Below are 16,278 nucleotides of genomic sequence, written 5' to 3'. Positions count from 1 at the left end.
GTTCGCGCCGGCTGGATAGCGTCCGGCGGGGCGGTGGCCCAAGAGCCGCACTCCATCCAGGACTGCGGAGTCAGGCCCCGACAACGCGGTTCTCACCCACGGTCCGCCCGGCTCGCTGGACGGACGCGGCATCGGCTTCCACTAGATCGCATCCCGGCCTCGGTCGGTAGGCGACGAGGCTACGCCGATGTCCGTTTTGCCTAGGTAAACACAGGGAACCGAAGACGCTCGCCTACTGGGCCCCCAGTGGCGGCGTGGTCTCCCACTGCAGCGGCATCTCTCAGACCGACTGGGAGTTCACCAGGATCACCGCCGGCTTCTGACCCGGTGAGCGGCCCGTCCCCGGGGCGGGCCGCACGGAGGCACCGATCAACTGGGACAAGTACAACGGGTTCGAGTTCTCCCGGAGCCACCGGGCGTACCTGAACGGGCTCACGTGACGAGCTGGGTGGGCTTGAGCGGGATGCCGAGGCCGGGCGGCCGGTAGGTGGGCAGCGCCTCGCCGTACTCGTGCATCCAGGCATGGTCCACCAGCAGCCGCATCCGACCCCCGCAGTGCCGATCATGGGGATCCCCCCTGGTCTCGGCGGACGGCCGGAGCCCGGACAGCTTCTCGACCGCGTCCGCCACCAGTTCGGCGTCGGGCGACGACATGTCGCAGTGCTCGTCGGGCCCGATGAGCAGGTCCACGTCGGGCGGCAGCGGGTAGATCGGCCGCGGCAGGGCCAGCACGCGCGGCGGCGGCGCCATCGGCCAGCCGTCGCGCACCGCCTCCAGCAGCACCGAGCGGGACGTCCTGCGCGCGAACAGGCCCTCGGCCAGCGCCCAGCTCAGCGCGCCCACGTCCGCGAGGTCCTCGCCGCACGCGTGCAGGCACAGGTACGGCACCAGCGGGATCCCCGCCCCGCCCGCCTGCGCCCACCCGCTGCCGCATCCGGTGAGCACCAGCAGCGCCAGCATCGCCCGGTAGGCGGTGTCGGCGTGCGGCGTGTCGAGCCGCCCCGGCACGATCAGGCACCGCCCGCCGGTCTTCTCGGCCGTCACGCCCAGCTCACGCGCGATCTTCAACGTCCGCGACGCGGCCACCCCCGTGCACGCCTCCTGCCAGGCGGGCGTGTACGGCTCGGCCCGGTCCGCGTACCCGGACGGCCACACGCCCGGCAGCCCAGGACGCGACACGCCGTAGACGGCCAGCAGCAGGTCGAACACGGTCGTCACCAGCTCGTCGCCCTCGCGCAGCACCGGCACGCCGCGGCGCAGCACGCCCGGTCCGTCGTCGAAACGCGGAAGCAGCACCTCCACCGCCTCGCCGCCGTACACGCTCAGCCGGTCACACGCGCGCCCCAGCAGCCCGCCCGGCACGTACGCGTCCTCGCGCGCCCGCAGCCGCACCAGGAACGGCAGGTCGGTGCGTTCCATGGCGTGCCTGGCGAACGGCGTCCTGTCCAGGTAGAACTCCTTGAGCAGCACGTGCCCCATGGCCATCGCGAGCGCCCCGTCCGTGCCGGAGCGCACGACCAGCGTCTCGTCCGACAGCCGCGTGGGATGCGTTCCGACCGCGACCACCTTCTGCCCCTTGTACCGCCCGGCGATCACCCAGGGCGTGTCCGGCGTGCGCACCAGCCGGTTGTTCTCCCCCCACTGCAGCACGTACGCCGCCCGCGCCCAGTCGTCGGCGCCCGGGCCCGCGAACCGCGGCCCCAGCACCTGATCGGGCGCGCACGGATGCTCGGTGAGCACCGCGCCGCCGAGCCCGCCGACCAGCCGCGCCAGCGGCGAGGTGGCCAGCGCCGCCACCCGGTCGGCCCCGTGCTGACCGGCGGTGTGCACCATCGCCGCGGCCACCAGCTCGGCCGCCGTGCCGTCGTCGAGCGGCACCCGCCGATCACCTCGCGCCGCCCGATATTGCTGTGAATTCGCTGTGAGTTTCGCCCAGGTGGCGACCGGGTCGCGCGTCCCATCCCTCACCTCGAAATAGAGCCTGACCAGTGCCTGGTTGACCTGCGATCCCCCCATGGAAAAAGTTCAACACAGACAGTGATGCTCAATCGCCATACGTATCGGCATGTCGGGGATAAGAATTGGAAGCCCTGGTGGCGACCACTGCCGGTGTTGCGGCAGGCTAGAGGCCGCCATGGATTACGCAGTTCTCACGGGGATAGTCCTCGTCGCCGGTGTCGTGCTCGCTCTCATCGCCCAATGGCGCGATTGGCGTCCGCCGCTCATTGTCGCCGTCCTCGTGGGCGTGGCCGTGCGCCTGCTGATCATGTACACGTCGGCGATCGACTCGTGGCAGCCGGTCGACTTCATGGAGAGCTTCAAGCCCGCGGGCGAGGCCGTGCTGCGCGGCCAGGACCCGGTGCTGGCCAGCGAGGGCGGCTGGCACTTCCTGCCGACCATCCCGTACGTGTACGGCATCCTGCTCTGGCTCGGCATCCCGTGGGAGTACGCCGGGCGCCTGGTCACCGTGGTCGCCGACATCGTGCTCATCCCGCTGGTGGCCAAGCTGGCCGGCGGTCCCAAGGCGTCGCTGCGGGCCCTGCAGTACGCGCTCAACCCGCTCGCCGTGATGATCGCCTGCATCCACGGCCAGGTGGAGCCGGTCGCGCTCGTGTTCGGCGTGGCCGCGTTCGTGGTCGCCCGCGGCTCCGGCCCGCTGGAGCGTCCCGGCATCGCGACGGACGTCGTCGCCAAGGTGCGTGCGGGTGTGGCCGCGTACGGCGTGCGCTCCTCGATCCCGCGCGTGATCGGCCGGGGCGGCATGCTGCACCGCGCCCTGCTGCCGGCGCCCGGCGACCGGGCCGACCTCAAGCGGGGCGCGCTGGCCGGTGTCCTGATGGGCCTCGCGTTGTGCGCGAAGAGCTGGCCGATCTGGCTGATCCCCGGCATGCTGCTGCTCCTGCCCAACCTGCGCTCCAGGGTCGCCGCCCTGTTCACCACCGGGCTCCTGCCGGTGTTCTTCCTGGTCACGCTGCCGATCTTCGCGGGCACCTCCCTCGACCAGATCCCCGCGGTCATCAACACGATCCGGGACATCCGGCCGATCATCGGCGAATGGGGCTGGACGCCGTGGTTCACCGGCGGCGACTGGGCGCTGATACCGGAGCTGGCCTCCTTCGGCACGAACCTCATCTACGTGTGCGTCATCGCGGCGATTCTCATCTGGCGGCGGGCCGACCCGATCGACATGACCATCGCCATCCTGCTGATCTTCATGGTGGTCACGCCGCGGCTGGGCGCTCAGTACCTGCTGTGGTTCATGCCGTTCCTGGTCGCCAGGCCGACCAGGTTCGCCTGGCCGGCCATCGTGGGCGTGTCGATCTGGTCCGGATACGGCTATCTCTACATGACGCAGTTCGACGTCACCTCCTGGTGGTACCTGCACCAGGACTGGTCGCGGGCGTCCATCGTGCTGCTGCCCGTCCTGCTGCTGGCCATGCCCTGGGGCCGCCGCGTCGCGGCCGCGGCCCCAGGACTGGCTCCCGCCGTCGGGCCCTCGACGACGGCCAGGGTCAAGTCACCGGCATAGGCGCTCCCACAAGGTGATCCACCGGTCGGGGTGGACGTGGCCCACGACGGCGTCACGGGCGACGCCCGCGGCCGCCAGCGCGGCGTCCACCCCCTGGTAGCGCGTCTTCAGCGAGGCGCGCACCGAGCCGCCCACACCGCCGAAGCCCAGCTCGACCAGCTCCTGGTAGGAGCGGCGCGCATGGACGAGCGGCTGCGGCCTGCGCTCGATGCGCAGGATCGCCGAGTCGACGGACGGGACGGGGCGGAAGCCCTCCCTGCCGATCGTGTCGCCGAGCCGCCAGGTGAACCACGGCCACGACTCGACCGTGACCAGGCTCCAGCGGCCGTAGTCGCCCGTCCGTTTACGGGCGTACTCCCGCTGGACGAGCAGCGTCGCCGAGGTCAGCGAAGGCGCCCGCAGGCACCAGTCCACGATCTTCGATGTGATCGAGTACGGGATGTTGCCCACGACCGCGAACGGCTCGCGCGGCGCCCGCGCGGCCGTGAAGTCGCCCCTGACCACGTCGATCCTGGGATCGCTCCGCGTGCGGGCGGCCAGCCGTACGGCGAGTCTCGGGTCGATCTCGTGGGCGACGACCCGCGCGCCCGCCTCGGCCAGCGCGAAGGTGAGCACACCCTCGCCCGCGCCCGGCTCCAGTACGAGCCCTTCGGGGGCGGCGGCCTTCACCATCAGGTCGACGGCATGCCGGTCGGCCAGGAAATTCTGCGAGAGAGTGCGCCGCGCCCGGTCTCTGGGCGTGCGGCCGCCGGTGTTCCTGGCTTTGCGTTGAGTATGTGAATAGTTTCCGTGCGCGAAATTCTGCGCCACAGCACTTGCCCTTCCGGGTCCTCGAGATTGACAGGTCTCGAAGGGCCCTGGGCACGCGTGCGGACGCTACCGCTCCATACGTTCGCGTCCGCTAGCGGGCCAGAGCCCGGCCGCGGCGGATGCGAATGAAGACGGGGCAGGCGAACATGCATGTCATGCCGGCCACAGTAGGCAGCGGCCGGTCACCCGGGCAACGCAATTAAATGTGATGCGCGGGCGGCGCCAGGTTCGTCACCCTGGAAGGCGTGCAGGCAACGGTCACGGTCACCCCGGCGCAGCTCCCGGAGCTGCTGCTGCACGTCGCCGTGGTCCGGCCCGTGTTCCTGTGGGGCGCCCCCGGCATCGGCAAGAGCTCGCTGGTGCGCGAGTTCGCCGACTCGCTCGGCCTGGAGTGCGTGACGCTGCTCGGCACCCAGCTCGCCCCCGAAGACCTGATCGGCGTGCCCGAGCTGGTCGACGGGCGCAGCCGGTTCGCGCCGCCCGAGTCGATCGCCCGCGCGGAGCCGTACTGCCTGTTCCTCGACGAGCTCAACGCCTCCTCCCCCGAGGTGCAGAAGGCGTTCTACTCGCTGATCCTCGACCGTAGGATCGGCACGTACGAGCTGCCCGCCGGCTCGGTGGTGATCGGCGCGGGCAACCGCGCCACCGACAACGCGCTCGCCCGTCCGATGGCGTCCGCGCTGATCAACCGGCTGGTCCACGTGCACCTGCGGGCCTCGGCGGACGACTGGCTGAAGTGGGCCGCCGCCAACGGCATCCACCCGTGGATCGTCGACTACCTGGTGCAGCGGCCCGACCACCTGTGGAGCCCGCCGCCGAAGACCGAGGAGCCGTTCTCCTCCCCGCGGGCCTGGCACATGCTCTCCGACGTGCTGCTCTCCTACGGTGACGACGTGCCCGACGAGACGATCGCCATGCTGGCGTTCGGCACGCTGACCGCCACGCACGCCTCGGCCTTCCGTGCGTACGTCAAGACCGTCCGGCACGCGTACGACCTGGAGGCCGTGCTGAAGGGCGAGGCCCCCTGGCCGCGCAGGCCCGAGGAGCGCGACCTGCTCTACTTCCTGGCCGAGGCGTTCCGCGCCCGCCTGATCAAGGAGCTGCCCGCCGACAAGCGCGGCGCCTCCTCCCGCGGCCGCGACCTGGGCTTCCGGGCCAAGACGCTGCTGGTGGAGCTGGCCGAGATCTCCCTCGAATGCGCCCAGCTGGTCATCGCCAACAACGCCGACGGCGCGCCCGCCCTGCCCACCTGGTTCCTGGTGGAGGTCGGCAGGGACGTGCCGCGGCTGATGGCGGCCCGGTCGTGAGCCGCGCCAAGGCCAAGGTCGATCCGTGGCGGGCGGAGGCCCACAACGGCTGGAACGCCGTCGTCCGCCTGCCGCTCTTCCGGGTCTTCCACAGCTACCTGCTGGAGGCCGAGCAGGACGAGCTGGGCGGCGACACCTGGGCGATCGTCACCGACGACGGCGACGTGCGCTTCCACCCCAAGCGCCGCGCCCCCACGGAGGAGTGGACGTGGGTCTTCGCCCACCTGCTGCTCCACCTCGGCTTCGGCCACGCCGACCCGAGGGCCTGCGCGCCGAAGGACATCGACGGCGAGCGCCCGGAGCCCGCCTACCACGCGGCCTGCTGCCTGGCCGTGGAGCGGTTCCTGCGCACTCTCAAGATCGGGCGCTGCCCCTGGCCGCTCCCCGACGAGCTGCCCGACCAGGACGAGGTGGCACTGTCCGAGCGCTGGCGCAGGCACGGCGTCCCGGTCCAGCTCAAGCCGCTGGGCGAGCCCGACTTCCGGATCGGCTCGGCCAAGCTGGCAGCGGACACGGACTTCCAGCGCACGTTCGCGATCGGCATCGCCGAGGCGGCCACCAGCGCGCTCGACCGGGCCGGCGAGCCCCGCAAGCCGGTCGAAGGGCATGTCAAGGGCCCGTGGGACCAGGCGCTGCGCTGGTTCACGTCGTCGTACCCGCTGCTCGGCGCGCTGGCCGCGGGCATGACGATCGTCTCGGACGCCGAGCTGGCCAGGGGCTGGGCCATCTCGATCGCCGCGGTCAGCGCCGAGGCGGGGGAGATCTACATCAACCCGCTCGCCCGGCACTCCGAGCCCGAATGGCGTTTCGTGCTGGCCCACGAGATGCTGCACGCCGCGTTGCGCCACGGTGAGCGGTGCGGCATGCGCGAGCCGTACCTGTGGAACGTCGCCTGTGACTACGTGATCAACGGGTGGCTGGTCGAGATGGGCGTCGGCGAGATGCCGGAGGGGCTGCTGTTCGACCAGTCGCTCAGCGGCCTGTCGGCGGAGGCCGTCTACGACCGCATCGCCACCGACCTGCGCCGCCTGCGCAAGCTCGCCACCCTGCGCGGGCGCGGGCTCGGCGACGTGCTCGACCGGCCGCCGCGCCGCGCCGGCGGGTACGTCGACCTCGACGACTACTACCGCAACGCGCTCTGCACCGGCCTGGCCTATCACCAGAGCAGCGGCCGGGGCCTGCTGCCCGCCGGGCTCGAGCAGGAGATCCGCGCGCTCGACCAGCCGCCGCTGCCCTGGGACGCCCAGCTCGCCCGCTGGTTCGACGAGCACTTCCAGCCCGAGGAGAAGCGGCGCTCCTACGCCCGCGCATCGCGCAGGCAGGCGTCGAGCCCCGGCATCCCGCGGCCAGGATGGGTGCGTCCCGAGGAGGTCGTCCGCAAGGCCACGTTCGGGGTCGTGCTGGACACCTCCGGCTCCATGGACGTGACGCTGCTCGGCAAGGCGCTCGGCGCGATCGCGTCCTACGCCGCGGCCCGCGACGTGCCCCGCGCCCGCGTGGTCTTCTGCGACGCCGCCGCCTACGACGCCGGATACCTGCCGGTCGAGGAGATCGCGGGCAAGGTCAGGGTGCGCGGCCGGGGCGGTACGGTGCTCCAGCCGGGTGTCAGGCTGCTCGAGCAGGCCGACGACTTCCCGCCGGACGGCCCCATCCTGGTGATCACCGACGGCTGGTGCGACGTGCTGCACGTCCGCAGGGAGCACGCGTTCCTGGCGCCACAGGGCGCCGCGCTGCCGTTCCGGCCGCGCGGGCCGGTGTTCTTCGTGAAGTGAGCGCTTCTTCCGCGGGGTTGGGGCACTTTGAGCTCGCTTTGAAGTGGCTCGGGTAGACCTTTACCCATGGACCGACCGGCCAGGGTGCTCGTCGTGGACGACGAGCCGAACATCCGCGCCCTGCTCTCGCAGACCTTGCGACTGGTGTCGTTCGAGGTGCGGACCGTGGAGACGGGCGCGGAGGCGGTGACGGCCGCCAGGGAGTTCAAGCCCGACATCGTGGTGCTCGACGTGATGCTGGCGGACTTCGACGGGTTCGAGGTCGCCAGGCGGCTCGGCGAGCGCATCCCCGTCCTGTTCCTGACCGCCCGCGACCGGGTGGAGGACCGCGTACAGGGGCTCACGCTGGGCGCCGACGACTACGTGGCCAAGCCGTTCAGCCTGGAGGAGGTGGTGCTGCGCATCCGCGCCATCCTGCGCCGCAGCCGCTCGACGCCCCGGGACGAGATCCTCCGCTACGCCGACCTGGAGCTGGACCCCCAGGCCCACCAGGTACGCAGGGCCGGGGTGCCGGTCGACCTGTCGCCCACCGAGTTCAACCTGCTCGAATATCTCCTCACCAACGCGGGCCGGGTGGTGAGCAAGGCCCAGATCCTCGACAGCGTGTGGCGCTACGACTTCGACGGCGACTCCAGCATCGTCGAGTCATACGTCTACTACCTGCGCAAGAAGATCGACAAGTGGGAGCCGCAGCTCATCCACACCGTGCGCGGCGTCGGCTACACGCTCAGGACCCCGCGGTGAGGCCCGCCACCTGGACCCTGCGCACCCGCCTGGTCATGGCCGTGCTCGGAGTCGCGACGCTCGGGCTGGTGCTCTCCAACGTGGCGGGTGTCGCGCTGCTCCGCGACAACCTGATGGACCGGGTGGACCAGCAGCTCGAGCAGCTCGCCAGGGTCGCGAAGGTCAAGGACGCCCCGGTCTTCACGTCGGCCCCGAAGCCGACGCAGCTCCCGATGAACGGCTTGTTGTCCGAGCTCCTCACGAAACGGATGGCCGCCGTCCAGCAGGTCATGGTCTACGGCTCCGACGGCGCGCTGCAGTTCAATTTCGGCGGCGCCCCCGGCGAGCCCGGTCCCGTCATCGGCGAGAGCAGGTTCGACGGCGCCTACACCGTGCCGGGCACTTCGGGCCCTTCGTGGCGCGTCCGTGCCGCGCAGCTGTCCAACGGCAAGACCCTGGTGTTCGCCCAGTCGCTCGCCGAGGTCGAGCAGACCCAGACCTCGGCCGTCGTCATCTTCGTCGCGGTGAGCGCGTTCGTGCTGCTCCTGCTCGGCCTGGCCGCCGATGCCCTGGTACGCCTCGGCCTGCGCCCGCTGACCAGGATGGAGGCCGCGGTCGGCCACATAGCGGGCGGCGACTTCGCCCGGCGGGTGCCCGCGCATGACCCGCACACCGAGCCGGGCCGCCTGGCCGGTGCCATGAACGTCATGCTCGACCGCCTCCATTCCGAGATCGCCGCCAGAACCGGCTCCGAGGCCCGCATGCGCCGCTTCCTCGCCGACGCCTCCCACGAGCTGCGCACCCCGCTCACCTCCGTGCGCGGCTTCGCCGAGCTGCACCGCAGGGGTGGCGGCGACGCCGACGAGGCGATGCGCAGGATCGAGGACGAGGCGGCCAGGATGAGTGTGCTGGTCAACGACCTGCTCACGCTCGCCCAGCTGGACGAGGAGCGCCCGCTCGACCCGCGCCCCGTGGACCTGCTGGCGGTGGCCGCCGACACGATCCGCGACGCGCGGGTACGCGTACCGGACCGGCAGGTCAAGCTCGCCGGGCTCGACGGGCCGATCGCGCCCGTCTCGGTCATGGGCGACGACGCGCGCCTGCGCCAGGTGGCCGCCAACCTCGTCGCCAACGCCCTCTGTCACACGCCTCCCGACGCCTCCGTCACCGTCAAGGTCGGCAGGTCGGACGGCACGGCCGTCCTGGAGATCTCGGACACGGGGCCCGGCGTGCCGCCCGAGCACGTGCCACGCCTGTTCGACCGCCTCTACCGCGTCGGGCAGGGCAGATCCAGGTCCGACGGCGGCGCCGGGCTCGGCCTGGCCATCGTCTCCGCCATCGTCCGCGCACACGGCGGCACGGTGGAGCTGGACACCGCACCCGGCGAAGGCGCGACCTTCCGCGTGCTCCTACCTGACTCCGAGGCGGCTCCCAGCCCACTTTGAAGCGCGCTCGGCACATTCGGAGCATGACCAGGACACTCATCGCGACCGCCCTGCTGGCCGCGCTCGCCGTCGGCTGCGGCAGCCAGCAGAACGGCACCGGAGTCGCCTCCGTAGCCGTGGGCTCGTCCGCGAAACCCGCCGCGAGCGCAAGCCCAACCGGCACCACGGACCCGCAGGAGCAGGCCAGGAAGTTCGCGCAGTGCATGCGCGACCACGGGATCCCCATGGAGGACCCCGACCCGGACGGAGGCGGCGGCCTCCAGTCGATCGGCAAGAACGCCGACAAGAAGAAGGTCATGGACGCCATCGAGGCCTGCCAGTCCTACGCCCCGTTCAAGGACCGCAGGAATCTCGACCCGGAGCAGGTGGAGCAGCTCCGCGAGCTGGCCAAGTGCATGCGCGAGAACGGCGTGGACTGGCCCGACCCCAACCCTGACGGCACCTTCACCAGCGACACGCCCTTGAATCTGGACCGGAACGACCCCGCGTTCAAGAAGGCGTTCGACGTCTGCGGCAAGCTCCGCAAGACGGGAGAGCGGAAGTGACGCAGGTCAAGGAGCCCTCGGTGGCCGCGCGTGCCTTACCGCCACGCCGGCGCCGCCCCCTGCGGACGCTGGCGTGGACGGGTGGAGCAGCGCTGCTCGCCGCCGCCGTCGCGGCCGCCGCCCTGGGCTTCGGCGGCGACGGCACCGGTACGGCCACCGCCGCCCGCACGCCGCCCGCCACCGCCAAGGTGACCCGTACGACCCTCACCGAGACCGAGACCGTGGACGGCACGCTCGGCTACGGCCGTCCTCTGACCGTCACCGGCAAGTCGCAGGGCACGATCACGTGGCTGCCCAATGAGGGCGCCACCATCACCCGGGGCCACGGCGTCTACAGCGTGGACGCCGACCGCCGCCCCCTCCTGTACGGCACCATGCCCCTCTACCGCACCCTGGCGGACGGCGCCGAGGGCAAGGACGTCGAACTGCTCGAACGCAACCTGAAAGCACTCGGCCACACCGGCTTCGACGTGGACGGCACGTTCACCTGGGCCACCAGGGAGGCGGTCGAGGACTGGCAGGACGACCTGGGCCTCGACACCACCGGCGAGGTGCGGCCCGGCGACGTCGTGATCGCCGGCGGCCCCATCCGCGTCGGCGAGCTGAAGAAGGCGCTCGGCGACACGGCGAGCGGCCCCGTGCTGACCGCTACGGGCACCACCCGCGAGGTGCTGGTCAACCTCGACGTGGCCGACGAGCACCTGGTCAGGAAGGGCATGAAGGCCACCGTCGAGCTGCCCGACGGCAGCAAGGTGAACGGCAGGATCAGCAGCGTGGGCACGGTCGCCACCGAGACCGGCACCGGTGATGGCGCCGCCACCACGGTCGAGGTCAAGGTGTCGGTGAGCGGGCTGAAGAAGTCGTACGACGCCGCCCCCGTGGACGTCACCATCGTGTCGGACCAGCGCAGGAACGTCCTGGCCGTGCCCGTCGGCGCGCTGCTCGCACTGGCCGAGGGCGGCTACGGCGTGCAGGTCGTCGAGGGCTCGTCCACCCGCTACGTCGCGGTCGGGACCGGTATGTTCGCAGACGGCCAGGTGGCGGTCACCGGCGTGCAGGAAGGCATGACCGTGGCGGTGCCCAAGTGATCGTCGAACTGCACGACGTCAGCAAGCACTACGGCGACGTCGCCGCGCTCCGCGGGGTCTCCATGGACATCCACTACGGCGAGCTCGTCGGCATCGTCGGCCCCTCAGGCTCGGGCAAGTCGACCATGCTCAACATGATCGGCACCCTCGACCGCCCCTCCGGCGGGACGGTCCGCATCGCTGGGCACGACGTGGGCTCGCTCACCGACAAGCAGCTGTCCGCGCTGCGCGCGAACGTCATCGGCTTCGTCTTCCAGCAGTTCCACCTGGCCGCCGGGGTCTCCGCGCTGGACAACGTGGCCGACGGCCTCCTGTACGCGGGTCCGTCCCTGCGGGAGCGGCGCCTGCGCGCGTACGACGCCCTCGAACGCGTCGGGCTCGGGCACCGGCTCGGCCACCGCCCGCACGAGCTGTCCGGCGGCGAGCGGCAGCGCGTGGCCATCGCCCGCGCCGTCGTCGGCGACCCGCGGCTGCTGCTGGCCGACGAGCCGACCGGCAACCTCGACTCCCGCTCTGGAGCCGGCGTGATGCGGCTGCTGCGCGAGCTGAACGCGGGCGGCACCACCGTGGTCGTCATCACCCACGACCGCGACATCGCCGCCTCGCTGCCCAGGCAGATCGAGATGCTCGACGGCCGGGTGGCGGAGGGGGTCCGGACATGACCGCCCTGGTGACCTCCCGGATGCGGCCGCGTGACGTGGTCAGAGTCGGCGGCGCGGGGCTGCGCGCCAGGCCGCTGCGGGTGTTCCTGTCGGCGCTCGGCATCGCCATCGGCATCGCGGCCATGCTCGGCGTCGTCGGCATCTCCGCCTCCAGCCAGGAGAACCTCAACCGGCAGCTCGAAGCGCTCGGCACGAACCTGCTCACCGTCTCGCCCGGCCAGACCCTGTTCGGCGAGGCGTCGCACTTGCCCGCGGCGGCCGAAGGCATGATCGGCCAGATCGGGCCCGTGACCGCGGTCACCGCCACCGGCACGACACCGGCCAAGGTGTACCGCAACGACCACATCCCCGCGGCCCAGACCAGCAGCGTCTCCGTCACCGCCGCCCGGCTCGACCTGCTCGGGGACGTCGGCGCCACCGTCGCCGGCGGCACCTGGCTGAACGAGGCCACCCACCGCTACCCGGCCACCGTGCTCGGCGCCAAGGCGGCCGACCGGCTCGGCGTCGTCCACGCCGGCCCCGACCAGCGGGTGTGGCTCGGCGGGCGGTGGTTCACCGTCGTGGGCGTGCTCGCGCCCGCGCCGCTCGCCCCCGAGCTGGACACGGCCGCCCTGGTCGGCTGGCCGGTCGCCGAGGAGCGGCTCGGCTTCGACGGGTACCCGACCACGATCTACACCAGGGCGCAGGAGGTGTCCGTCGTCGCTGTGCGCGACGTGCTCGCCGCGACCGCGAACCCGGAGAAGCCCAACGAGGTCGAGGTCTCCAGACCGTCCGATGTGCTGGCCGCCAAACAGGCCACCGACGCCACGCTGAACGCGCTCCTGCTCGGCCTCGGCGGCGTCGCGCTGCTGGTGGGCGGCGTGGGCGTGGCCAACACGATGGTCATCTCGGTGCTTGAGCGGCGCGCGGAGATCGGCCTGCGCCGCTCGCTGGGGGCCACGCGCGGCCAGGTCCGCCTGCAGTTCCTGGCCGAGTCGCTGCTGCTGTCGGCCATCGGCGGCGTCGGCGGCGTGCTCCTCGGCATCGGCGTCACGGCGGCTTACGCGGGCTTCCAGGGCTGGCCCGCGACCGTGCCGCTCTGGGCCATGCTCGGCGGCGTCCTCGCCACGCTGGTCATCGGCGGCGTCGCGGGCTTCTACCCGGCCGTACGCGCCGCGCGCATGTCGCCGACGGAGGCGCTGGCCACTCCCTGACCTACTCCGTGACCTGCTCCGTGACCTGCTCCGTGACGACGATGACCCGGACGAGGTGCCCGTGCGACTTGAAGATCCCCGGAGGGTCGCCGGGCATCACGCCGGTCACGCAGTCGTACACGTTGCCGCCCGCCCAGCACCTCCCAGCCCGGCGCGCGCCGCAGGTGGGGGAGGAGATGCGCCTCGTCCTCATCCCATCGCCGCCGCCGTTCCACACGTCCGATTTTGACAAGAGAACGGCCCGGGGGAAGGGATAGCTTCGCCTTCATGGACGTGATCGACCGCGCGGAGAGATACCTGCAGCTCCACGGGCGCCTCATCGACAGGTTGCGATTCGAGGCGCTCTTCCGGGGCGGACCGCCTGAGCGGGTGCTCGACGTGCTGCGCTGCTACCAGAACGCCGACGGCGGCTTCGGCAACGCCCTCGAGCCCGACCTGCGCGGCGCGGGCAGCCAGCCGGAGCCGGTCGAGGTGGCGTTCTGGATCCTGGACGAGCTCGACGCGTTCGACTCGCCGATGGTGGCCGCCGCCTGCGACTACCTGGCCCGCGTCAGCGCACCCGACGGCGGCGTGCCGTTCGTCCTGCCGTCCGTCCGCGACACGCTGCACGCGCCCTGGTGGGAGACCCCCGACTCGCCGCCCGGGAGCCTCGTCCCCACCGCGTCGATCGCGGGGCTGCTGCACAAGCACGGCAGCACGCATCCCTGGCTGGCCGCCGCCACCGACTTCTGCTGGTCACGCATCGCCGCGCTGGAAGAGATGGACCCGTACGAGGCGCGCGCGATCGTGACGTTCCTTGACCTGGTGCCTCACCGGGACCGCGCGGAGGCCGAGTTCGCCCGATTGCGGGAGGCCATCCTGGCCACGGTCGCCTTCGACGTGCACGAGACCGGGCACGTTCATTTCCCGCTGGACTTCGCGCCGGAGCCGCTGCGGCTGCCGCTGTTCACCCAGGACGTCCTGGACGACCATCTCACCGCATACATGGACACACGGTTCGATGACGACAAGTGGGGTGTCAACTGGCTGATCTGGACCCCTGTGGTGGAGCACGAATGGGGCGGATACCTCGCCGTCCATCGGCTCAAGACGCTGCGCGCGTACGGGCGGCTGCCGGAGTTCTGTCGGTGAGGTCGCGTACGTTGGGGGCATGTACGTGGAACGGCCCCCCGGCGCTGACCTCGCCGATCGCGTCGCCTGCGTGTGGCAGCAGGTCAGCGAGTCGGACACCACACAACTCGTGGTGCCCGACGCCTGCGTCGACCTGATCTGGGGGCCGGAGGGGCTGTTCGTGGCCGGTCCGGACACGGGGCCCATGCCGGCACCCATGGCTTCGGGCGACACGTTCGTCGGCATCCGGTTCAAGCCGGGCGCGGCGGGCGACTTCTTCGGCGCCCCGCTCCAGGAGCTCCGCGACCAGCGCGTCCCGCTGTCCGACCTCCCGCCCCTGCACATCCCGGACGTCGGCCCCGCGCGGCGGCTCGACGCGATGCGTGCCGCGGTCAGAGCGCGGCTGGCCCAGGGGGCGTCGGTCGATCCCGCGAGCTCCGCGATCGCCGGCGCGCTCAGGAACGGCCGCACGGTCGGGGAGGTGGCCTGGGACCTGGGCCTCAGCGAGCGCCAGTTGCATCGCCGCAGCCTGACCTCGTTCGGCTACGCGCCCAAGACCCTCCAGCGCATCGTCCGCTTCCAGGGGGCGCTGGCCCTGGCCCGCGCCGGCGTCCCGCTGGCGGAGGTCGCGGTCACGGCGGGCTACGCGGACCAGGCGCACCTGTCCCACGACGTCAAGCGGCTGAGCGGGGTGTCCATGCGCCACCTCGTCTCACTTTCCGGGTAGCTTCCCCGAGACCAGCGCCTGCGCCCACCCGGCACTCGGATCGCTGTCGATGAACAGCGCCCGCGCCAGCAAACTGAGCGGAATGGCGAGAATGGCGCCCAGCGGCCCCAACACGAAAGTCCACACGATCAGCGAGATGAACGTCATGGTCGTGGAGAGCCCCACGGCGTCCCCCAGGAATTTGGGGAGAATGAACGACTGGGTGACGACATTGGTGACCGTGTACGCGGCGATGACGAGCAACATTTTCTGCACGCCGCCGTCCAGCAGGGCGAGCATGGCGGGCGGCACCAGGCCGATGAGGAAACCGATGTTGGGGATGTAGTTGGTGATCAGCGCGAGCACGCCCCAGAGCAGCGGGAGCGGCACGTCAAGAAGAGACAGGGCGATCACGTCGAGGATGGCGTAGATCAGCCCGAATATGGTCGAGACGATCAGATAACGCCGCGTCTTGTGCGCGAACGTGCCCAGGGCCGTCACCAGTCGCGGCCTGCTGCCCTCGCCGGTGGTGAGGATTTTCGCGGTCACCGGCGCGTCGAGACACATCGCCAGCAACAACACGACGATGAGAAACATCGCCGACAGAATGCCGATCAAACTGCCGAGCAGGCTCTGCGCCAATTCGACGATCTTCGCCGGGTCGAACGCCTGCAGCCCTCTATTGATCATTTCGTTGCTGAGGCCGTGCGTGGTCGCCCAGTGCTGCGCGTCGGTGAGGAGGCGGTCGAACTGGGTGGCGTACGTGGGCAGCAGCGAGGCGAGCTGGGTGGCCGAGATGGTCACGATGCCGACCATGCCGAGGAGCACGAGCACGACGATGAGGAACGGCACGGCGACCTGGAGCCAGATGGGCGCATGCCGCGCGGCGAGCCGCGCGCGCACTGGGGAGACGGCGATGACGAGCACGAGGGCCAGCACGACTGGGCCGGTGATCGGCGCCACCTCGCGGACCCCGTAGAGGACGACCATCGCGGCGGCGATGCCCACCAGGATGATGAGCGCCCGGGGCGCGGCTTGATCTCGCACCTCCGGTACGTACCCCTGGTGCGCGGCCGAACCATCGATTTGACGGTTCCCGGAGGCGTACATAGAGTTCACCAGTCCCACGAGGACGGCGGTGATCGTCGGTCTCACTCGGGGGCGACCTCCTGACACTTCCACGGCGGTGACGTTCGCGTCTACTCATGTGGGCTGGTAAGTTAGAGGGGTTGTCCCGGAAGCGGGGCGCGGATTAATTCCTACAGATCGAGCAAGTCGGGTCAATTTGACAGGGACTTGAACGGCTGAAAGAATTAAGACACAACGAAATGAACGCCTCCGAGCGAAAAGCCTGAACGGTTTTTGAGTGAGGAAGTACGCGTCCGTTT

The 16,278-nt window shown here is 71.1% G+C and carries 15 protein-coding genes; 11 read left to right on the top strand and 4 right to left on the bottom strand.

The window, feature by feature from the left end:
• Positions 1-432 precede the first annotated feature (432 nt).
• Positions 433-2,016, bottom strand: a complete 1,584-nt coding sequence (locus ABN273_RS44120) for a molybdopterin-dependent oxidoreductase (protein ID WP_349455547.1) — start codon at positions 2,014-2,016, stop codon at positions 433-435.
• Positions 2,017-2,134: 118 nt separating this feature from the next.
• On the opposite strand from ABN273_RS44120, the gene ABN273_RS44115 reads away from it, so the two are divergent.
• The gene (locus ABN273_RS44115; protein WP_349455546.1) at positions 2,135-3,529 is read left to right on the top strand and encodes a putative hexosyltransferase; all 1,395 of its coding nucleotides are present in this window, start codon (positions 2,135-2,137) and stop codon (positions 3,527-3,529) included.
• On the opposite strand, the gene erm is transcribed toward ABN273_RS44115, so the two are convergent.
• Complete coding sequence (erm, locus tag ABN273_RS44110; RefSeq protein ID WP_349455545.1) at positions 3,518-4,339, bottom strand: ErmE/ErmH/ErmO/ErmR family 23S rRNA (adenine(2058)-N(6))-methyltransferase; 822 nt, start codon at positions 4,337-4,339, stop codon at positions 3,518-3,520. The genes ABN273_RS44115 and erm overlap by 12 nt on opposite strands.
• Positions 4,340-4,584: 245 nt before the next feature.
• On the opposite strand from erm, the gene ABN273_RS44105 reads away from it, so the two are divergent.
• From ABN273_RS44105 to ABN273_RS44070, 8 genes are all read left to right on the top strand, one after another.
• A complete protein-coding gene (locus tag ABN273_RS44105) occupies positions 4,585-5,646 on the top strand; it encodes an AAA family ATPase (RefSeq protein WP_349455544.1) in 1,062 nt (353 codons plus the stop codon).
• Positions 5,643-7,418, top strand: a complete 1,776-nt coding sequence (locus ABN273_RS44100) for a vWA domain-containing protein (RefSeq protein WP_349455543.1) — start codon at positions 5,643-5,645, stop codon at positions 7,416-7,418. The genes ABN273_RS44105 and ABN273_RS44100 overlap by 4 nt, the downstream gene beginning before the upstream one ends.
• Before the next feature lie 66 nt (positions 7,419-7,484).
• On the top strand, positions 7,485-8,162 hold the full coding sequence (locus tag ABN273_RS44095) for a response regulator transcription factor (RefSeq protein ID WP_349455542.1): 678 nt from the start codon (positions 7,485-7,487) through the stop codon (positions 8,160-8,162).
• Positions 8,159-9,586: a sensor histidine kinase gene (locus ABN273_RS44090; RefSeq protein ID WP_349455541.1), complete on the top strand. Its 1,428-nt coding sequence runs from the start codon at positions 8,159-8,161 to the stop codon at positions 9,584-9,586. The genes ABN273_RS44095 and ABN273_RS44090 overlap by 4 nt, the downstream gene beginning before the upstream one ends.
• 23 nt (positions 9,587-9,609) lie before the next feature.
• Positions 9,610-10,131 (top strand): hypothetical protein, encoded by a 522-nt coding sequence (locus tag ABN273_RS44085; RefSeq protein WP_349455540.1) that lies wholly within the window; start codon positions 9,610-9,612, stop codon positions 10,129-10,131.
• A complete protein-coding gene (locus tag ABN273_RS44080) occupies positions 10,128-11,219 on the top strand; it encodes a peptidoglycan-binding protein (RefSeq protein WP_349455539.1) in 1,092 nt (363 codons plus the stop codon). The genes ABN273_RS44085 and ABN273_RS44080 overlap by 4 nt, the downstream gene beginning before the upstream one ends.
• Positions 11,219-11,881, top strand: coding sequence for an ABC transporter ATP-binding protein (locus ABN273_RS44075; RefSeq protein WP_349455625.1), 663 nt, complete (start codon positions 11,219-11,221; stop codon positions 11,879-11,881). Before ABN273_RS44080 ends, ABN273_RS44075 begins: the two co-directional genes overlap by 1 nt.
• Entirely contained in the window at positions 11,878-13,074 is a 1,197-nt protein-coding gene (locus tag ABN273_RS44070; RefSeq protein ID WP_349455538.1) for an ABC transporter permease, read from the top strand. Before ABN273_RS44075 ends, ABN273_RS44070 begins: the two co-directional genes overlap by 4 nt.
• A gap of 1 nt (position 13,075) precedes the next feature.
• On the opposite strand, the gene ABN273_RS44065 is transcribed toward ABN273_RS44070, so the two are convergent.
• Complete coding sequence (locus ABN273_RS44065; protein WP_349455537.1) at positions 13,076-13,267, bottom strand: hypothetical protein; 192 nt, start codon at positions 13,265-13,267, stop codon at positions 13,076-13,078.
• A 74-nt stretch (positions 13,268-13,341) separates the two neighbouring features.
• Here ABN273_RS44065 and ABN273_RS44060 point away from each other — a divergent pair, with 74 nt between their 5' ends.
• Both ABN273_RS44060 and ABN273_RS44055 read left to right on the top strand, forming a co-directional pair.
• A complete protein-coding gene (locus ABN273_RS44060) occupies positions 13,342-14,205 on the top strand; it encodes a hypothetical protein (protein ID WP_349455536.1) in 864 nt (287 codons plus the stop codon).
• A 19-nt stretch (positions 14,206-14,224) separates the two neighbouring features.
• Entirely contained in the window at positions 14,225-14,911 is a 687-nt protein-coding gene (locus ABN273_RS44055) for a DUF6597 domain-containing transcriptional factor (RefSeq protein WP_349455535.1), read from the top strand.
• Here ABN273_RS44055 and ABN273_RS44050 read toward each other — a convergent pair.
• A complete protein-coding gene (locus ABN273_RS44050) occupies positions 14,897-16,000 on the bottom strand; it encodes an AI-2E family transporter (protein ID WP_502911227.1) in 1,104 nt (367 codons plus the stop codon). The two genes, ABN273_RS44055 and ABN273_RS44050, sit on opposite strands and share 15 nt — an antisense overlap.
• Positions 16,001-16,278: the final 278 nt, after the last annotated feature.

The organism is Nonomuraea sp. B19D2 (genome assembly GCF_040137845.1).
In the GTDB taxonomy this organism is placed as follows: Bacteria; Actinomycetota; Actinomycetes; order Streptosporangiales; family Streptosporangiaceae; genus Nonomuraea.
This window is presented reverse-complemented; position numbering and strand designations above follow the sequence as displayed.